The organism is Microbacterium sp. Leaf151 (genome assembly GCF_001424225.1).
Classification (GTDB): Bacteria; Actinomycetota; Actinomycetes; order Actinomycetales; family Microbacteriaceae; genus Microbacterium.
Genome location: NZ_LMOR01000003.1, coordinates 200645 through 218342 on the forward strand (window position 1 = coordinate 200645; position 17698 = coordinate 218342).

The 17698-nt window shown below is 68.6% G+C and carries 13 protein-coding genes; 9 read left to right on the forward strand and 4 right to left on the reverse strand.

Going from position 1 to position 17698, the window contains the following annotated elements:
• Window positions 1–90: 90 nt before the first annotated feature.
• Entirely contained in the window at window positions 91–771 is a 681-nt protein-coding gene (locus ASF76_RS08520) for a YqaJ viral recombinase family protein (RefSeq protein ID WP_055956069.1), read from the reverse strand.
• A 103-nt stretch (window positions 772–874) separates the two neighbouring features.
• On the opposite strand from ASF76_RS08520, the gene ASF76_RS08525 reads away from it, so the two are divergent.
• The 5 genes from ASF76_RS08525 (at window position 875) to ASF76_RS08545 (ending at window position 8901) form a co-directional block, all read left to right on the forward strand.
• Window positions 875–1276, forward strand: coding sequence for an SIP domain-containing protein (locus tag ASF76_RS08525; protein WP_055956072.1), 402 nt, complete (start codon window positions 875–877; stop codon window positions 1274–1276).
• A gap of 244 nt (window positions 1277–1520) precedes the next feature.
• A complete protein-coding gene (locus tag ASF76_RS08530; protein ID WP_055956075.1) occupies window positions 1521–2510 on the forward strand; it encodes a hypothetical protein in 990 nt (329 codons plus the stop codon).
• A gap of 484 nt (window positions 2511–2994) precedes the next feature.
• Complete coding sequence (gene rplJ / locus ASF76_RS08535) at window positions 2995–3510, forward strand: 50S ribosomal protein L10 (RefSeq protein WP_055956078.1); 516 nt, start codon at window positions 2995–2997, stop codon at window positions 3508–3510.
• A 38-nt stretch (window positions 3511–3548) separates the two neighbouring features.
• On the forward strand, window positions 3549–3935 hold the full coding sequence (gene rplL, locus ASF76_RS08540; RefSeq protein ID WP_055956082.1) for a 50S ribosomal protein L7/L12: 387 nt from the start codon (window positions 3549–3551) through the stop codon (window positions 3933–3935).
• Between the two features lie 319 nt (window positions 3936–4254).
• On the forward strand, window positions 4255–8901 hold the full coding sequence (locus ASF76_RS08545) for an ExeM/NucH family extracellular endonuclease (protein WP_082484942.1): 4647 nt from the start codon (window positions 4255–4257) through the stop codon (window positions 8899–8901).
• A 101-nt stretch (window positions 8902–9002) separates the two neighbouring features.
• Here the strand turns inward: ASF76_RS08545 and ASF76_RS08550 are convergent, their stop codons facing one another.
• Window positions 9003–10013 carry a LacI family DNA-binding transcriptional regulator gene (locus ASF76_RS08550; RefSeq protein ID WP_055956085.1) on the reverse strand — a complete coding sequence of 337 codons (1011 nt, stop codon included), beginning with the start codon at window positions 10011–10013 and terminating at the stop codon, window positions 9003–9005.
• 237 nt (window positions 10014–10250) lie between these two features.
• On the opposite strand from ASF76_RS08550, the gene ASF76_RS08555 reads away from it, so the two are divergent.
• The 3 genes from ASF76_RS08555 (at window position 10251) to ASF76_RS08565 (ending at window position 14036) form a co-directional block, all read left to right on the forward strand.
• Window positions 10251–11582, forward strand: a complete 1332-nt coding sequence (locus ASF76_RS08555) for an ABC transporter substrate-binding protein (RefSeq protein WP_055956089.1) — start codon at window positions 10251–10253, stop codon at window positions 11580–11582.
• A gap of 127 nt (window positions 11583–11709) precedes the next feature.
• Window positions 11710–13062 carry a carbohydrate ABC transporter permease gene (locus ASF76_RS08560; RefSeq protein ID WP_442922761.1) on the forward strand — a complete coding sequence of 451 codons (1353 nt, stop codon included), beginning with the start codon at window positions 11710–11712 and terminating at the stop codon, window positions 13060–13062.
• A complete protein-coding gene (locus ASF76_RS08565; protein ID WP_055956092.1) occupies window positions 13059–14036 on the forward strand; it encodes a carbohydrate ABC transporter permease in 978 nt (325 codons plus the stop codon). The genes ASF76_RS08560 and ASF76_RS08565 overlap by 4 nt, the downstream gene beginning before the upstream one ends.
• A gap of 460 nt (window positions 14037–14496) precedes the next feature.
• Here ASF76_RS08565 and ASF76_RS08570 read toward each other — a convergent pair whose 3' ends face one another.
• Window positions 14497–15168, reverse strand: coding sequence for a DUF305 domain-containing protein (locus tag ASF76_RS08570; protein ID WP_055956096.1), 672 nt, complete (start codon window positions 15166–15168; stop codon window positions 14497–14499).
• Window position 15169: 1 nt separating this feature from the next.
• The gene (locus ASF76_RS08575; RefSeq protein WP_055956100.1) at window positions 15170–15877 is read right to left on the reverse strand and encodes a DUF3105 domain-containing protein; all 708 of its coding nucleotides are present in this window, start codon (window positions 15875–15877) and stop codon (window positions 15170–15172) included.
• Between the two features lie 232 nt (window positions 15878–16109).
• On the opposite strand from ASF76_RS08575, the gene ASF76_RS08580 reads away from it, so the two are divergent.
• The gene (locus ASF76_RS08580; RefSeq protein WP_200936100.1) at window positions 16110–17456 is read left to right on the forward strand and encodes a multidrug effflux MFS transporter; all 1347 of its coding nucleotides are present in this window, start codon (window positions 16110–16112) and stop codon (window positions 17454–17456) included.
• The last annotated feature ends 242 nt before the right edge of the window (window positions 17457–17698 follow it).

Below are 17698 nucleotides of genomic sequence, written 5' to 3' on the forward strand. Positions count from 1 at the left end.
CTCCACGTGGGGGACGGATGCCGCGACGACGGTGGCGCGATTGGTTGACCGATGTCAACGATACGCCGAATGCTTGACTTGCGTCAACTATTAATCGAGGAGCGCGAGGGCGCGGTACCTCTCGGTGGGCTCCGGCCGCACGGGCTCGGGGCGCGGCTGACGCGCCTGCATCGTGCGGCGGTAGAGCTCGTCGATGAGGGACGTCGCCAGATTCACGAGCTTGCTGATCTCGCGCTCGTCGCGGTCGATCCACTGGCAGCGGGGTTCGTCGTGCAGGGGCACGAAACCGTCGTGCTGCTCCCATGCCACGAGAGTGCGTTCGGCGCCGAGCACGTGCTGCTGCCACCAGATCTGCCTCATGTACGTGCGGGGGATCGAGCGCCACGCCTTGTTGGTGGTCTTGATCTCGGCGAGGACCACACGTCCTTCGCCGTCGACGACCACGCCGTCGGGGGTGGCGAGGTGACGCTTCTCGACGACCGCGTGGTACAGCGCGGAGGAGGGGCGGATGCCGTGCGTCGCTGCGACCCAGGCGGCGATCTCCGGTTCGCGCCGACGACCGTGGGCGGTGAAGGCGTTGCCCGAGAAGTTCGAGCCCATGAGCTTGGCATCCGCCGCTCGGGAGATCGCGTTCGGGCTGGTCAGGGTCGCCACATCGGTGGCGGTGATCCCGCGGGACCGCGCGCGGATCCAGGCCACCCGATCGCGGGAGTCGGCGACGATCCGTGCGTCGAGGTCGGCGCTTCGGGAGGCGACGAACTCGGGGGACATGCGTTCGACCCTAACCCCGCTCGCGCGTGGACCGGATGCGAACCTCGGCGCGTCGGCATCCGGGGGCTTGTGGTGCAGGTAAGGGTGACCTAAGTTGAGGGGCATGACTCCGGATGCCGCTTCGCTGCGCCGCCCCGACGGCGGCCGCTGGTGCGATCTCGAGGGAGCGGTGCTGCTCGGCGGCGACGCGCATAACCTGCCCGAGATGCGCCGCATCGCCGCCGCCCTGTCGCCCGCAGCGCACGTGACGGTGCTGGTGGAGGTGTGCGGATCCGACCAGGTCGGCGTCATCGACGCGCGCGAGGGGCGGGTGAGCTGGCTCGATCGATCGCTCGACGGCGGGCTCCGCCCGCGCGGCGAGCGTCTCGCGCAGGCCATCCATGCCTGGTGCGCCGAGTGGGCCTGCGGCGACGACCCGGTCTGCACGGTCTGGCTGGGCGCACGCACACCGTCGCGGATCGTGCGCATGACCCGGGCGCTGCTGCCGGAGCCGCGCGTGTCCTGACGCTGCCGTTCGCCGCGGTGGCATGTCGGGGCCGCGGGGTGCCCGTGCGCGCTGAGATGACCGGCGTTTCGCGAGATGACCGGCGATTGATCGACATGGTGGGTCATCTCGGCGAACGGGTGTGATCTCGGCGCAGGTGTGACCCGACGCGAACCCTCCTGCACAGGGGAGAGGGTAGGGGACGGGGTCCACGGATTCGGACGGGCGTGAGCGCGCGGGACCGAGGATGCCGCAGCATCGACGGATGGAGCGGGAACAGTGGCAGGCGTGGGGCGTCAGCGAGGGGCTCTTCACCCGCGAAGACCTGCTCTCCCGTGGCGTGCCCGCGGACGTTCTGGCACTCGCGTCACGGGGTGGACCATGGCTCCGGCTGCAGTCCGGCGCGTACGTCGCTCGAGAGATGCATCTCGCGCGGCCACCGGCGGAGCGTCACAGAATCGCCGTGGACGCGGCGTCGAGGTGCATGCGCGGCGGGTCGGCGGTGGTCTCTCACCTCAGTGCGGCGGTCCTTCACGGGTTACCGCAGTACCGATTCGGCGATCGCGCGGTAGAGGTGACGCTCGCAGGTCGCGTCGGGGGATCCAGCCGCGACGGGCTGCGACGCCACCTCGATGCGCTCCCCGATGACGATGTCGTGTCGATCGAGGGTGTCGCGTGCACCAGCCTCGACCGGACCGTGTTCGATGTCGCGCGCACGGCTTCGCTCGAGATGGCGCTGGCGTGCGCTGACGCGGCGCTGCGGCGCGAGGCGGTGTCGGCGCGCCGATTCGATGCTGCGGCTCAGGAGCGATGGAGGGAGCGCCTGCGTCGACGAGCAGATCAGGCGTCGGGTCGACGCGGCGTCCGTCGCGCGCGATGGGTGATCGAGTTCGCAGACGGTCGCGCCGAGCTGCCCGGCGAGAGCATCAGCCGGTTGCAGCTGCACCGCATCGGATTCCAGCAGATCGACCTCCAGGTCGCCGTCGCCGGGCCGCGAGGGGCCGACTACTTCGTCGACATCGGGTTGCGCGAGGTGCGCACCTTCTGGGAGTTCGACGGCGAGGTCAAATATCGGGATGCCGCAATGCGCGGTGGACGATCCATCGAGAGGGTCCTGCTCGACGAGAAGCGCCGCGAGGACTGGATTCGGGGTACGACGCAGTGGAGGTTGTGCCGAGGGGGCTTCGAAGACGTGCGGACACCCGAGGCACTGGCCGCCCGCCTCGCCGCCTTCGGCGTGCGTCCCCCGCACTAAGCGCACGGCGCGCCCGCCACCGGCCCCGCCGGGTCGCCGAGATGACCGCAGATGCGCGAGATGACCCGCGATTCGCGCGAACGCCGCGTCATTTCGGCGAACGCGAGTCATCTCGACGTCGAGGGTGGCCGGGGCCGACGCCGACGCCGGGGCCGGGGGCGGGGATGGGGATGAGGGCGGGGCCGCGCCGGGGCGGGACCGCGGCGGGCGGAGGCGCGGCGGGCGGGGTGCGGGCGGATTGGCGAAGGGGGCGGGCGTCGGGTACAGTGGGTGTCAAGCCAAAGACCGTCGGTTATCGGAGTGCTCGCACTCCGGTCGAAGCGTCTGCTGAGAAGCAGAGAACCTACGCAGGTCACTTGAACTCCTCCCGAAAGGGAATCCGAGCTCCGTGCGCCTGCGCCGGAGCTCTTCTTTTTGCCCAGACCCGGTGTCTTCGGCTGGCGCCCCGTCATCGCGGAGCGCCTCGTACACACAAGGAGTGGCCATGGCGCAGAAGGATGCATCGGTCGCCGAGCTCACGAAGAACTTCGAGAACTCGACCGCCGTTCTGCTGACCGAGTACCGCGGTCTGACGGTTGCCCAGCTCAAGCAGCTGCGCAACGACATCCGTCAGGACGCGGATTACGCCGTGGTGAAGAACACGCTGACCAAGATCGCCGCGTCCAACGCGGGGGTCACGGGACTGGACGACGAGCTCAAGGGCCCGTCTGCCATCGCGTTCGTGCACGGCGACCCCGTCGCCGTCGCGAAGAGCCTGCGTAACTTCGCCAAGGCTAACCCTCAGCTCGTGGTGAAGGGCGGCTACTTCGATGGCGCCGCTCTGACCGCGGATGAGGTCAACAAGCTCGCCGATCTCGAAAGCCGTGAAGTCCTGCTGGCGAAGCTCGCCGGTGCGATGAAGGCGACGATGACCAAGGCGGCATACGTCTTCCAGGCGCTTCCGTCTAAGGCCGTTCGCACGGTCGACGCGCTGCGCGAGAAGCAGGACACCGCGGCCTGACCCGGCCCGGCTGATTAACCCGATCAAGGAGATACAACATGGCTAAGCTCAGCACCGAAGAGCTGCTCGACGCGTTCAAGGAGCTCACGCTCATCGAGCTGTCCGAGTTCGTCAAGGCGTTCGAGGAGACCTTCGACGTCACCGCTGCCGCCCCCGTGGCCGTCGCCGGCCCCGCCGCCGGTGGCGCCGCCCCCGCCGAAGAGGTCGAGGAGAAGGACTCGTTCGACGTCGTCCTCGAGGCCGCCGGTGACAAGAAGATCCAGGTCATCAAGGTCGTCCGTGAGCTCACCTCGCTCGGCCTCGGCGAGGCCAAGGCCGTCGTCGATGGCGCTCCCAAGGCCGTGCTCGAGGGCGCGAACAAGGAGACCGCCGAGAAGGCCAAGGAGGCGCTCGAGGGTGCCGGCGCCACGGTGACCCTGAAGTAATAACGCTTCATGCGGTCGCGGTAACGCGATACACGAAGACCCGGATGCCGCTGGCATCCGGGTCTTCGTCGTTGCGGCCGGGGGAGCGACATTCAGGGGCTGCTCGGCACCGGTGCCCTCCGACGCCGGGGCGTGGCATCCGGGATCTGGACGGTGCGCGCAGCGTGGAACCCGGTTTCACCGGTCGAGGGACCGATGTTCACCAGATCGAAACGTTGAAGCCTGGGAAAACCGTATGCCCATCGTTTACGGTCGTTGAGAACCCCCGTCGATCCCCCCATCCGACGTCGATCGTTCGCGCGTCGGTACCTGGAGACTCATGCCCAACGCTGCTTCGCGCGTACCCGCGCGCCGCTTCACGACCGCGCTGAGCGCCGCCCTCGGCGTCGCTCTGCTCGGTTCCGCACTCGTTCCGCTTCCGGCTTTCGCCGCAGACGGCCCCCGGGTGGTGATCAACGAGGCCTACCTGAAGGGTGGAAGCAACGGCGCCTTCTTCAACCAGAAGTTCGTCGAGTTGTACAACGCCGGCGACACCGCTCAGGACCTCAGCGGATGGTCGCTGCAGTACCGCTCCGCGAGCAGCGTGGTGGCTCCGACCGGTGCGAACACGCAGCCGCTGACCGGGTCGATCGCCCCCGGCGGCTATTACCTCATCGGACTGCCGGGCAACGGCACGAACGGGGCGGACCTGCCCGCCGCTGACATCACGAGCGGGGGCCTCAACCCCTCGGGCACCACCGGCCAGCTGTTCCTCGCCAACGTCGCGGAGTCGCTCGCGGTGCCCGCGGGCTCCGTCGCCGACACTCGCGTCGTCGACTTCCTCGGGTACGGCGGCGCGGCGAGCGTCGAGACCACGGCGGCGTCCGTCGACGGCCCCAACGGTACGGCGAACGCGCTCGTGCGCACGGGCTTCGTCGACACGAACGACAACTCCCTCGACTTCACCAACACCACCACCGTGACGCCCCAGGGCTCGGGCGGCGCGGTCACGCCGACGCCCGCGCCGACCGCCACGGCCACCCCCACAGCGACGCCGACCGCCACGCCGACGCCGGCACCCACCGCGACCGTCACCCCCGGCGCGGTCACGCCGATCCGTGACATCCAGGGCACCGGAGCCATGACGCCGCTCGCGGGCGCCGTCGTCACCACGCGCGGTATCGTCACCGCCGCTTACCCGACCGGCGGATACAACGGGTTCTACATCCAGACACCCGGCACCGGGGGCCCGCTCGACCCGGCCACCCACACCGCCTCCGACGCCGTCTTCGTCTACGGTTCCGACGCCACCATGAAGGTGTCGATCGGCCAGCACGTCGAGGTCACGGGAACGGCGACCGAATTCGCCGGCCAGACCCAGATCACCGCCGACGGCGCCGCGGTCAGCATCCTGACGGAGCAGGCCGCCGCCGTGCAGCCCGCGAAGGTCTCATGGCCGAAGACCGACGAGGAGCGCGAGCGCTTCGAGGGCATGCTCCTCGAGCCGCAGGGCGACTTCACCGTCACCAACACCTACTCGACCAATCAGTACGCCGAGGTGGGTCTGGCGGCCGGCGAGACGCCGCTGCGCACCCCCACCGACGTGGCGCGCCCCGACACACCCGCCTACGTGGCGGCCGTCGCCGACAACAACGCGCGCGCGGTCGTCCTCGACGATGGTGCGTCGATCAACTTCTTGAACGACGCCAACAAGGGCATCCCGTTGCCGTACGTCTCGCTCACCGAGCCGGTGCGCGTCGGTGCCCCCGTGTCGTTCGAGACGCCGGTCATTCTCGACTTCCGCAACAACGCGTGGAAGTTCCAGCCGACGCAGCAGCTGACCGTCGACAACGCGGGCGGCGTGCAGCCGGCGACTTTCGGGAACACCCGCACCGCGGCGCCTGAGGACGTCGGCGGAAACGTGAAGATCTCGAGCTTCAACGTGCTCAACTACTTCACGACCACCGCCGAGAGCGTCGGTTGCACCTCGACGTACAAGGACCGCGAGGGCAACCCCATCACGGCCGACACGTGCCCCGCTCCGGGACCACGTGGTGCCGCTGACGCCGAGAACCTCCAACGTCAGCAGGACAAGATCGTCGCGGCGATCAACGGACTCGGTGCCGATGTCGTCTCGCTCGAAGAGATCGAGAACTCCGCCGCCTTCGGCAAGGACCGCGATGAGGCGCTGTCGACCCTCGTCGACGCGCTGAACGCCGCGCTCGGCTCGTCGGAGTGGGCGTTCGTTCCGTCGGCCGCCGTGCTTCCGGCATCCGAAGACGTCATCCGCACCGCCTTCATCTACAAGAAGGCCGTCGTCGCGCCGTCGGGTGACAGCGTCATCCTCGATGACCCGGCGTTCCGCAACGCTCGTCAGCCGCTCGCGCAGGCTTTCGCCCCGGTCTCCGCTCCGGATGCCAAGATCCTCGCGATCGTGAACCACTTCAAGTCCAAGGGCGACAGTCGTCCGGCCGCCACCGGTGACAACGCCAATGGCATCCAGGGTGCCTTCAACGGTGATCGCGTGCGCCAGGCGGACGCCCTCGGGAAGTTCGCGAAGGCCCGCGCGGCCGAGGTCGGCACCGACGAGGTGTTCCTGCTCGGCGACTTCAACGCCTACACGCAGGAGGACCCGATCCAGAAGCTGCGCGAGTACGGCTTCGAGCCCCTCGAGGCGGGCACGGGAGAGTACTCGTACTCGTTCAGCGGTCAGTCCGGTTCGCTCGACCACGTGCTGGCGTCGCCGTCGGCACGGGAGCTGGTCACCGGCACCGACATCTGGAGCATCAATGCCGTCGAGGCGCTCGCCCTCGAGTACAGCCGCTTCAACTACAACGTGCGGAACTTCTACGACGCGTCGCCCTATCGCTCCAGCGACCACGACCCCGTCGTCGTCGGGCTCGATCTCGGCGTCACCACGGTCAATCTGCTCGGCATCAACGACTTCCACGGTCGTATCGACGCCAACACGGTGAAGTTCGCCGGCACCATCGAGCAGCTGCGCGCCGAGGGGGGCGAGGACAACACCCTCTTCCTCTCCAACGGAGACAACATCGGGGCGTCGCTGTTCGCCTCGGCGTATTTCGACGACGAGCCGACCATCGAGGTGCTGAACGCGCTCGAGCTCGCGGCATCCGCCACGGGCAACCACGAGTTCGACACGGGCGCCGCCGACCTCACCAGGCGCGTGTCCGACTCCGCCGACTTCCCCTACCTCGCGGCGAACGTCTACAAGAACGGGGAGCCGCTGCTCGACGAGTACGCGATCTTCGAGGTCGACGGAGTGCGCGTCGGCGTCATCGGCGCCGTCACGCAGGAGACGGCGCAGCTCGTCTCGCCCGGCGGTATCGAGGGCATCGAGTTCCGCGAGCCCGTGGCCGAGGTGAACCGCGTCGTCGCCGAGATCGAGGATCAGGTCGACGTCATCGTCGCCGAGTACCACGAGGGTGCCGCCGAAGGCGACTCCACGGGCGAGACGATCGAGGCAGCGGTGGCCGCCGGCGGCGCCTTCGCCAAGATCGTGAACGAGACGGATGCCGCGGTCGACGCGATCTTCACCGGTCACACCCACCAGAAGTACGCGTGGGACGCTCCGATCCCGGGCGGTGAGGGGACACGCCCGATCGTTCAGACCGGGAGCTACGGCGAGAACATCGGCGAGATCGTATTGACCGTCGACCAGCAGAACGGCGAGGTCGTCGACTACTCCGCGCGCAATGTGCCCCGCCTCGCCGCGGCGACCGTGCCGAACAACGCCGAGCAGACCGCCGCGAACAGCGCAGCCCTGGATGCCGAGCTGATCGCCACCTATCCGCGCGTGAAAGAGGTCGACCGTATCGTGAAGCTCGCGCGCACCGAGGCGGACCGAGTCGGTGCACAACCCGTGGGGTCGGTCACCGCCGACATCACCACCGCCTTCCGGGGCGGGTCGTACGTCGACGGCGTCTACACGGGCGGCCAGCGCGACGACCGCTCGAAGCAGTCCGCGCTCGGCGGCCTGGTCGCCGACGCCCTGCGCGACACCCTCGCCGACCCCGCGCGCGGCGGGGCGGAGATCGCCTTGGTCAACCCGGGCGGTCTGCGCGCCGAACTCCTGTACGCCGGCGACGGGGTCATCACACGGGCCGAGGCGAACGCGGTGCTGCCGTTCGTGAACAACCTGTGGACCACCACCCTGACCGGGGAACAGCTGCGACTCGCTCTCGAGCAGCAGTGGGGTGACACGGCGGGCCGCGACCGCGACCTCGCGCTCGGTGTCTCGGAGAACGTGCGCGTCACGTACGACGTCGCCCGGGGCGCGGGTCAGCGCATCACCGGCATCTGGATCGACGGGGCTCCCGTCGACCCTGCCGCGACGTATCGGGTCGGCTCGTTCAGCTTCCTCCTGCAGGGCGGCGACGCCTTCGCGGCCCTCGGGCAGGGCGCCGACACGCGCGACTCCGGCCTGATCGACCGCGACGGGTGGATCGCCTACCTCGAGGCGAACCTTGACCTCACCCCCGACTTCACCGCCCGTGCGGTGCAGGTCTCGGGTGTGCCCGCTCAGGTCGAGCCGGGCGGCGACGTCACCGTCGCGGTCTCGAACCTCGACCTCACCTCTCTCGGCGCTCCGGCCAACACGTCGCTGTCGGCGACGTGGGGTGCGGCAGACGAGGCCGTGGACTTCCCCGTCATGAACGGGGCGGCGACGGTCACCCTCGGCGTTCCCGCCGACGCCACGGGCGAGGTCGCGCTGCAGCTCAGCGCGCAGCCGAGCGGCACCGACGTGACGGTTCCGATCCGGGTCGGTGCGCTCGCGGGCGGCGGCGGTTCGGGCTCCGGCGGTTCGGGGTCCGGCGCGGGCCAGGGCAACACACCGGGCACGGGTGGCTCGCTCCCCGTGACCGGTACCGACACGGGCTGGATGGGTGCCGGCCTCCTCGCGGCACTCGCGCTGCTCGGGCTCGGCGTGTTCGCGCGTCGCCGGGCGGTGCGCCAGAGCGACTGATCCGCAGTGATAACGGAGACCCCGGATGCCGTGGCATCCGGGGTCTTCGTCGTCTCGCACGAGGGGCTTCGGACGCCGTGGCATCCGGGGTCTCCGTCGTCTCAGGCGGAGCGCGGGGGCGCGGTGGACGCGCGCACGACGAGGCGCGTCTCGGCCTCGGTGCGACGGGGGGCGTCGCCGGTGCCCTCGATCAGGGAGACGAGGATGCGCGTCGCGGCGATGCCCTGTGCCAGGGGGAACTGCTCGACCGTGGTGAGGGAGAACATCTCGGCGTAATCGTGCCCGTCGATGCCCACGACGCTCAGCTCGGTCGGCACCGAGATCCCCATGCGCCGTGCCGCGATGATCACGCCGATCGCGACCTCGTCGCACGCGGCGACCACCCCCGTCGGACGCGACGCCGCGTCGGCGAGGAAGGAGGCCGCCGCGGCGTACGCATCGGTGATGGTCAGGGTGGAGGGGACGTTTCGGATACGCACGGCCAGGCCGTTGTCGTTCATTGCGTTGCGATACCCGATGGAGCGCTCGTCGACGTCTTTCGCAGGAGCGTCCGTCGGGGGAGTGCTGCCCACGAAGGCGATGTCGGTGTGCCCCAGTGCGATCAGGTGCTGCGTGATGATGCGGGTGATCGCGATGTTGTCGAGCCCGAGCGTCGGCACGCCGGAGAGGGCGTTTCCGATACTGACGACGGGTTTGCCGATGTTGGCGAGGCGCTCGAGGTCGGCGTCGTCGGGCTCGAGGGCGACCGCGATGATGCCGTCGAAGCGCTTGCGCGCCAGGTAGGTCGAGTACAGGCTCTCCCGGTCGTTCGAGCCGGGTTCGGCAACGTACAGGGTCACGTCGTAGCCGAGCGGGATGAGGGTGCGTTCGACGCCCTCGACGATCGCCCCGAAGTACCACCGGTTCACCTTGGGCACGATCAGCGCGATCGTGCGCGTGCGGCCGGTGGCCAGGCTCACCGCGCTCGTGGAGGGGACGTATCCCAGGGATGCCGCCGCGTCGGCCACGCGTCGGCGCGTGCCGTCGGAGACGTAGCCGCCGCCGGTGAGGGCGCGGCTGGCGGTCGACTTGGACACGCCGGCCAGGCGTGCCACCTCAGCGATTCCGCTCATGCGTGGACTTCCTCGTAATGGGTCGACGTCCGTGTCGACGTCGAGAAGAGTATCCAACATCGCGGCAAAGTGGAACCGGTTCCGGGGGCGCGTCCACGCTGCGGGCGGCGGAAATACGCCAGTTATCGGTTCGTGACCTGACGCTGGTTGCGACTCTTGTGAATTGCCTCTACGGTTGCCTGGAATCGGTTCCCGACTGGATCCGATGCACCATAGAACTCAAAGAGGAGAGACCACATGGGTATGTCACAGCGGACTCGCATGCTGGCGCCCGTCGGGCTGCTGGCGATCGGTGCGATCGCGCTCGCGGGCTGCGCCGAAGGCGACAGTGGCGGCACGAGCGGATCGAGTGGGGGCGCGACCACGGTCCGCATCTCCGGCGGAATCACCGGCACCGAGGCCGACGCGCTGAACGAGACGTTCGCGCAGTTCACGCAGGACACGGGCATCGAGGTCGTCTACACCGGTGACAAGAGCTTCGAGGGCAACATCGTCACGAAGGTGTCGGGTGGCGACGCCCCCGACATCGCGATCGTCCCGCAGCCGGGTCTGCTGAAGACCCTCATCGGCACCAACGAGGTGCAGCCGGCTTCCGACGCCGTCTCGTCGAACGTCGACGAGTACTGGGGCGAGGACTGGAAGTCGTACGGCACCGAGGACGGCACGTTCTACGCCGCCCCGATGCTCGCCAACCTCAAGGGCTACATCTGGTACTCGCCGGCGAAGTTCGCCGAGTGGGGCGTCGAGATCCCCAAGACGCTCGACGAGCTCATGACCCTCACCGCGACCATCCAGCAGAAGACCGGCGCAGCCCCGTGGTGCGCCGGCTTCGCCTCCGACGCCGCTTCGGGCTGGCCCGGCACCGACTGGGTCGAAGACATGGTGCTGCGTCTCTCGGGCCCCGACGTCTACGACCAGTGGGTCGCCAACGAGGTCGCGTTCACCGACCCGCAGATCAAGGCGGCCTTCGACGCGGTGGGCGACATCCTGCTCAACCCTGCGTACGTCAACGCCGGCTTCGGCGACGTCAGCAGCATCAACTCGACCGCCTTCGCCGACGTCGCCGCCAAGGTCGCCGACGGCAGCTGCCCGATGACGCACCAGGCGTCGTTCCTCTCGGCCAACTTCCTGACGGTCACCAACGCGGCCGGTCAGACCCCGACGATCGCGCCCGACGGAGACGTCTATGCGTTCCTGACCCCGGGTGTGACCGAGGGTGAGCTCGCGGTCGAGGGTGGCGGCGAGTTCGTCGCGGCCTTCTCCGACGACGAGAGCGTGCAGAAGGTCGTCGAGTACATGTCGACGCCCGAGTTCGCCGACGCCCGCGTGAAGCTCGGCGGTGTGATCTCCGCCAACAAGGGAGCCGACCCGTCGCTCGCCTCGAGCGAGTTCCTCACGGAGGCGATGCAGACCCTGCAGGACCCGAGCACCACGGTTCGTTTCGACGCCTCCGACCTGATGCCGGCGACCGTCGGCTCGGGCTCGTTCTGGAAGGGCATGGTCAGCTGGATCGACGGTACGCCGACCGACCAGGTGCTCAGCGACATCCAGGCCGGCTACAACAACTGATCGATTTGACCGATCGATGGGCCGCCCGCGGTGCGCGGGCGGCCCATCCGGTCCATACTTCTAACCTGCCCGACGCGGCATCCGGGCACTGATCGATGAGCACGAAGGCGTGTTCGGGAGGGACGTCATGACCGACATCAAGAACGCGGAGACGACGCCGGCGGCGTCGCCACCGCCGACCGGCCGGGGTAAGCCCGCGTCGCGCGGCTCCGCGGCCACTCATCGCACCACGCTGCTCGTGGTCATCGTCGGCCTCATCCTGGCGGTGGCCCTCTTCCTCTTCATGGTCACGCGCGCGCCGGTGGAGACCAGGCCGACCACGCTCGGGTTCTCGCTCAACAGCTTCTTCATCTGGCTCGGCGGTCTCAGCCCCATCGTGCAGATTCCGCTCGTGCTCGTGGCTTTCGGTGCCGTCGTCGGCATCCTGCTGCTGCTCATCGAATACGCGCCGCGATCCGGCAAGGGATACTTCTGGCTGCGGTTGGCGGCGTGCTTCGTCATCCCCGTGCTGGCATTCATGCTGCTGCGCCCCTACCAGAACGCCGTCATCTACGTGCTGGGCATCGCGATCCTCCTCGGGGCGATCCTGTTCTACGCCGACTACCGCTCCCGCCAGGGCGCGGGCTACCTGTTCCAGCTCATCCTGTTCGCCGCTCCCGCGGCGATCCTCCTGCTGCTCGGACTGGTGTACCCGGCGATCACGACCTTCTTCCAGTCGTTCTTCGACAAGACCGGTGAGAACTTCGTCGGCTTGGAGAACTACATCTGGACCTTCACGAACCCCGAAGGGTTCTGGTCGGTCATCAACACCCTCATCTGGGTGCTGCTCGCGCCGACCATCGCGACGGCGATCGGTCTCGCGTACGCCGTCTTCATCGACCGCGCCGCGGGGGAGAAGTACCTCAAGGTGCTCATCTTCATGCCCTTCGCGATCTCGTTCGTCGGTGCCGGCATCATCTGGAAGTTCGTCTACGACTTCCGCCAGGGCGACCAGCTCGGCATCCTGAACGCCATCGTCACCACCTTCGGCGGACAGCCGATCTCGTGGCTGTCGGCGGCGCCGTTGGTGAACACCCTCCTGCTCGTGGTCGTGTTCATCTGGAGCCAGACGGGCCTGGCGATGGTCATCCTCTCGGCCGCCATCAAGGCCGTGCCGCCGGAGCAGAACGAAGCAGCCGAGCTCGACGGCGCGAGCGCCTGGGAGCGGTTCATCAACGTCACGGTCCCCGGCATCCGTTCGTCGCTCATCGTGGTGCTCACCACCATCGCCATCGGCGCGCTGAAGATCTACGACATCGTCGCCGTCATGACCGGCGGTCGTAACGACTCGACCGTGCTCGCCTTCGAGATGGTCAACCAGCAGCAGCGATTCCAGAGCTACGGACACTCCGCGGCGCTGGCGGTCGTGCTGTTCGTCTTCGTGCTGCCGTTGATCATCTTCAACGTGCGCCAGATCCGGAAGCAGAGGGAAGTGCGATGACCACCTCCACCGTGGTGCTCGAACCCACGACCGACACCCGCACCGCGCGTCAGGTCGCGCGCGACACGCGCAAGCACGAGGCGATGGCGCGCAAGCGCCTGACCTCCAAGGGCGCGACGATCGCCGCCGTCGTGATCGCCTTCTTCTGGACGATCCCGACGTTCGGCCTGTTCCTCACCTCGTTCCGCCCCGGATCCGACACCCAGTCGACCGGTTGGTGGACGGTGTTCACCGATCCGTCGTTCACGCTGGAGAACTACCGCCTCGCACTCACGTCGGGCGGCACCGCGCTGACGTTGGCGCAGTCGTTCTTGAACTCGTTGGCGATCACGATCCCGGTCGTGCTGTTCGCCCTCGCGATCGCCTCGCTCATCGCGTACGCCTTCGCGTGGATCGACTTCAAGGGGCGCAACTTCTTCTTCATCTTCATCTTCGCGCTGCAGATCGTGCCGCTGCAGATGGCACTCGTGCCGCTGCTGAGCCTGTTCTCGCGCGGGTTGACGATCAACGAGGTTACGATCTTCCCGGGCTTCGACCTGCGCGGTGTCGAGCACAGCTTCGCCACCGTGTGGATCGCGCACGTGATCTTCGCGATGCCGCTGGCGATCTTCCTGCTGCACAACTTCATCGCCGAGATCCCGGCCGAGGTCATCGAGGCCGCGCGCGTCGACGGCGCCGGTCACGGGCAGGTCTTCTTCCGCCTCATCCTGCCGCTTGCGGCTCCCGCCCTGGCCTCGTTCGCGGTGCTGGAGTTCATCTGGGTCTGGAACGACCTGCTGGTGGCGACGATCTTCGCGCCATCGTCCTCTCTGCCATTGACGCAGTCGTTGAACTCTCTGTCGGGAACCTGGGGCGACCAGTGGTTCCTGCAGTCGGCGGGAACGTTCATCTCGATCCTCGTGCCGCTGATCGTGTTCTTCCTGCTGCAGCGCTTCTTCGTGCGCGGTCTGCTGGCGGGCGCGACGAAGGGCTGAGGCGCGACCACACGCCAAGGGCGCGGCATCCGAGGGGATGCCGCGCCCTTCGCGTGTGCGGTGCTCCGCGCCGGGTGCCGACGTGTGCTCGGGGCGGTACCGCCGACGAGCTCCGACGTGTGCGCCAGGCGGTTCCCCAACGGGCTCCGACGCGGCGGCTTCGACCGGTCTTACGCCCGCATAAACGGCATCCGTGCGCATAAACGCGGTGGTGCGGTGTTTCTGCGCAGGGATCGTGTTTGTGCGGCGCGCGGCGCGCGGCTTGCGGCTTGCGGCGCCCGCGCGGCCGGCGGCGGGCCGTGGCGGCTGGGGCAGGCGTAAACGGCATCCGTGCGCATAAACGCGGTGGCGCAGTGTTTCTGCGCAGGAATCGTGTTTATGCGTGAAGGGCCGGGGCCGTCTTGGACCGCGGACGCGCGGGCGACGAACCGGGGCCGCGGAGGCCGACGCCGTGGGCGGGTCAGGCGCTGCAGCCGAGGCGCGCCTGGATGTCGGTCATCGCGTCGATCTCGGCGGACTGCCCGCTGACGATCGTGCCGGCGACCTCTTTCACCCGCGGGTCGTCGCCGAGCTCGATGACGGCCTGCGCCATGGGGATAGCGCCCTGGTGGTGGCGGATCATCAGGCCGAGGAACAGGCAGTCGGCGGGCTGGCCCTGGAGAGCGCTGAGCTCATCGAGCTCGGCGTCCGAGGCCATTCCCATCTCGGCGAGCAGTTGCTCCTGCGTGAGCGCCGCGGTGTCGCCGTGGCTGTGTTCGCCCGACGCTTCCATCCACGTCATGAGGGGTTGGCTCGACGCCTGCGGCAGGCCCCACTCGACGAGCCACCCGTACATCTCGCCGCGCTGACCGGCCTGACCGGTCGCGATGTCGTACGAGAGGGTGCGCAGCTCGTCGTCGTCGGTCTTGCGGTAGATCTCCATCGCCATGAGCACGGCCTGCGTGTGATGCACCTGCATATCGCGGGCGAAGCCCGCGTCGGCCGAGGTCTCGGACGGGTGCGCGGGCGCGGCCGTCGCGCCGAACGCCGTGAAGCGTCCGATCGCGAAGGCCACGGCCACAACCGCGACGGCCACGACCGCGACGACGATCAAACGGACCGCGGGACGCGCCGCCGGAGCGTCGTCGCTCACCTCAGGCCTTGCCCGGTCCGTCGATGGCGCCGGAGCAGGAGGCGTTGGGCTCGGGGACGTTCTGGCTGCGCCAGAACTCGGTGAAGAAGTCCTTGATGCGCGGGTCTGCCGGGTCGTCGACCTTGAGCTGGTGGTTCCAACCGCTGACCGCGACGGCGGTGTCCATACCGGAGTACGGCGAGAGGATGACGTAGCTGGAGGGCATCACGGCCTTCAGGGCGTCGATACCGGCCTCGTCGACGCGTGCCGGATCGTAGGTGACCCAGATGGCGCCGTGCTCCATCGAGTGCACCGCGTTCTCGTTCGCCTGGGGCTCGGTGTAGACACCGCAGTTGAGCCAGTACGGGTTGTGGGGGCCACCGGCGGGCGGGTTCTGCTCGTACGTCACCGTGCCCTGCACGTGGTCGGAGCGGTTCTCGAAGGTCTCCACGCCGCCGATCTCCTGCCCCGTGGAATTGCCCGCCTCGTAGCTGGGAGCGGGAGCGGGGGCGAAGACGAAGGATGCCACGACCAGACCGATCACAGCAACGGATGCCACGGAGCCGACGACCCACCACACGAGCTTGCCGCGCTTACGACGCGCCACCTGCTTCTGGTACTCGGCCAGCTTCTCCTGGCGCTTCTGCTCGCGCTGCTGCTTGACGGTGAGGTCGATCTGAGCCTGCTTGGCGGGGTTGCCGCTCGCTCGCTTATCGGAGGGGGAGGTCATGCGCTGTGTTCTGTCTCTCTTCGGGGCGGGACACATCGGCGTCCGCCGACACGTCCAGCCTATTCGGGCGAATGGGCCGATGGCCTGGGAGGAACCCCCGAGCCGGGATGGTGGCAGGCGGGGGAGTCGCGATAGTATGACGATGTCGAATCGATTCGAGGTTCGATGATCCCCCCACTTTCTCAGCCCGACAGCGTCGGGCTGTCCGGCGTGACGAAACGAAACCAGACGCGTGCTCGATACTTCCTCCCACCCCGTCATCACTCCCTCCACGGCGCCCTCGCGCCCCGCCCCCACCACCACCGGGGCCATCCGGACGCTGGGTAAGAACCCGGCCACTGCGCCGATCGTGCTGCATCCGGGCGACGCCATCCCGTCGTCGCGGCGGGTGCTGTACATCGTGCTGCTCGGCGCGCTCACCGCCCTCGGTCCGTTCACGATCGACCTGTACCTGCCGGCGTTCCCCGTGCTCGAGGCCGACTTCCAGACCACGGCCGCGGCCATTCAGCTCACCCTGACCGGCACGATGATCGGCTTCGCCCTCGGGCAGCTCATCGTCGGACCCCTCAGCGACAAGGTGGGGCGGCGACTGCCCCTGCTCTCGGTCACCGCGTTGCACGTGGCCGCCAGCATCTTCGCAGCGCTCGCACCGACCCTGGGCACCCTCTCGGTCGCTCGCGTGCTGATGGGCGCGGGCGCCGCCGCCGGTGGCGTCGTGGCCGCGGCCATCATCCGCGACCTGTTCGGTGGCCGCCGCCTGGTCGTCATGCTCTCGCGCATGGCGATGGTCTCGGGCGTCGCTCCCGTGCTTGCGCCGCTGGCGGGTTCGGCGCTCCTGCTGGTGATGAACTGGCGCGGGATCTTCGTGGTGCTCGCGATCTACGGCTTCGTGATGCTCGTGTCGGCCATCATCTTCATCCCCGAGACCCTGCCGCCGGCTCGCCGCGGCGGCCCGGGCGCCACGACCGTCTGGCAGCGCTACGGCAGCGTCTTCCGCGATCGGGTGTTCATCGGCGTGCTCGTCATCGGCGCGATGGCCTTCAGCGGCTTGTTCTCGTACCTCTCGGCATCCTCGTTCCTCTTCCAGGTGACGTACGGCTTCAACCCGCAGCAATACGGCGTGCTGTTCGCCGCCAACTCGGTGGGCGTGGTCGTGGGTGTGCAGGTGGCGTCGCGCCTCGCCGCCCGCTTCGGGCCGCAGTGGGTGCTCGCGGTGTCGACCGCGGTGCTGGTGCTCGCGGGTGGAACGATCGTGCTCACCGACCAGCTCGGACTGGGCCTCTGGGGCACGATCATCCCCCTGTTCTTCTTCATGACCGCGTGCGGGTTCACCTTCCCCTGCGCGCAGGTGCTCGCGCTCGACCGGCACGGCAAGGCGGCGGGTACGGCGCAGTCGATCATCGGTGCCGCCAACTTCGGCGTCGCGGGGGTCATCTCACCGCTCGTCGGACTGCTCGCAACCGGCTCAGGTATCACCGCCACCACGATGGCGTCGGTCATGGTCGGCTGCGCCGTGATCGGCGTGATCGCGTTGTGGACGCTCGTGCGTCCGCGCACGGTGGAGCGTCTGACGCCCTGAGACGTGCGGGATCGCACGGAGTGCGTGCCGGTATCCGGCCGGGGCGGGTGCACGAGCCGCACGCGCGGTTCCCGGCATCCACCGGGTCGGGCGATCGTCGGTGGATGAGGTGCCCGGCACCGCGCGGGTCGATTGTCGCGAAGCGCCGTCGGCACGTGCGGTTCACGGCATTCGTTGTCGAAGGCACCTCTTGCCGCGGCGAACAGTAGCAGAGCACGAGCGAGTGCCCGCCCGAGCGCGCG

Coding starts and splice junctions, on each gene's coding strand:
- ASF76_RS08520 (WP_055956069.1), bottom strand. CDS start 771: ATGTCCCCCGAGTTCGTCGCCTCCCGAAGCGCCGACCTCGACGCACGG.
- ASF76_RS08525 (WP_055956072.1), top strand. CDS start 875: ATGACTCCGGATGCCGCTTCGCTGCGCCGCCCCGACGGCGGCCGCTGG.
- ASF76_RS08530 (WP_055956075.1), top strand. CDS start 1,521: ATGGAGCGGGAACAGTGGCAGGCGTGGGGCGTCAGCGAGGGGCTCTTC.
- rplJ (WP_055956078.1), top strand. CDS start 2,995: ATGGCGCAGAAGGATGCATCGGTCGCCGAGCTCACGAAGAACTTCGAG.
- rplL (WP_055956082.1), top strand. CDS start 3,549: ATGGCTAAGCTCAGCACCGAAGAGCTGCTCGACGCGTTCAAGGAGCTC.
- ASF76_RS08545 (WP_082484942.1), top strand. CDS start 4,255: ATGCCCAACGCTGCTTCGCGCGTACCCGCGCGCCGCTTCACGACCGCG.
- ASF76_RS08550 (WP_055956085.1), bottom strand. CDS start 10,013: ATGAGCGGAATCGCTGAGGTGGCACGCCTGGCCGGCGTGTCCAAGTCG.
- ASF76_RS08555 (WP_055956089.1), top strand. CDS start 10,251: ATGGGTATGTCACAGCGGACTCGCATGCTGGCGCCCGTCGGGCTGCTG.
- ASF76_RS08560 (WP_442922761.1), top strand. CDS start 11,710: ATGACCGACATCAAGAACGCGGAGACGACGCCGGCGGCGTCGCCACCG.
- ASF76_RS08565 (WP_055956092.1), top strand. CDS start 13,059: ATGACCACCTCCACCGTGGTGCTCGAACCCACGACCGACACCCGCACC.
- ASF76_RS08575 (WP_055956100.1), bottom strand. CDS start 15,877: ATGACCTCCCCCTCCGATAAGCGAGCGAGCGGCAACCCCGCCAAGCAG.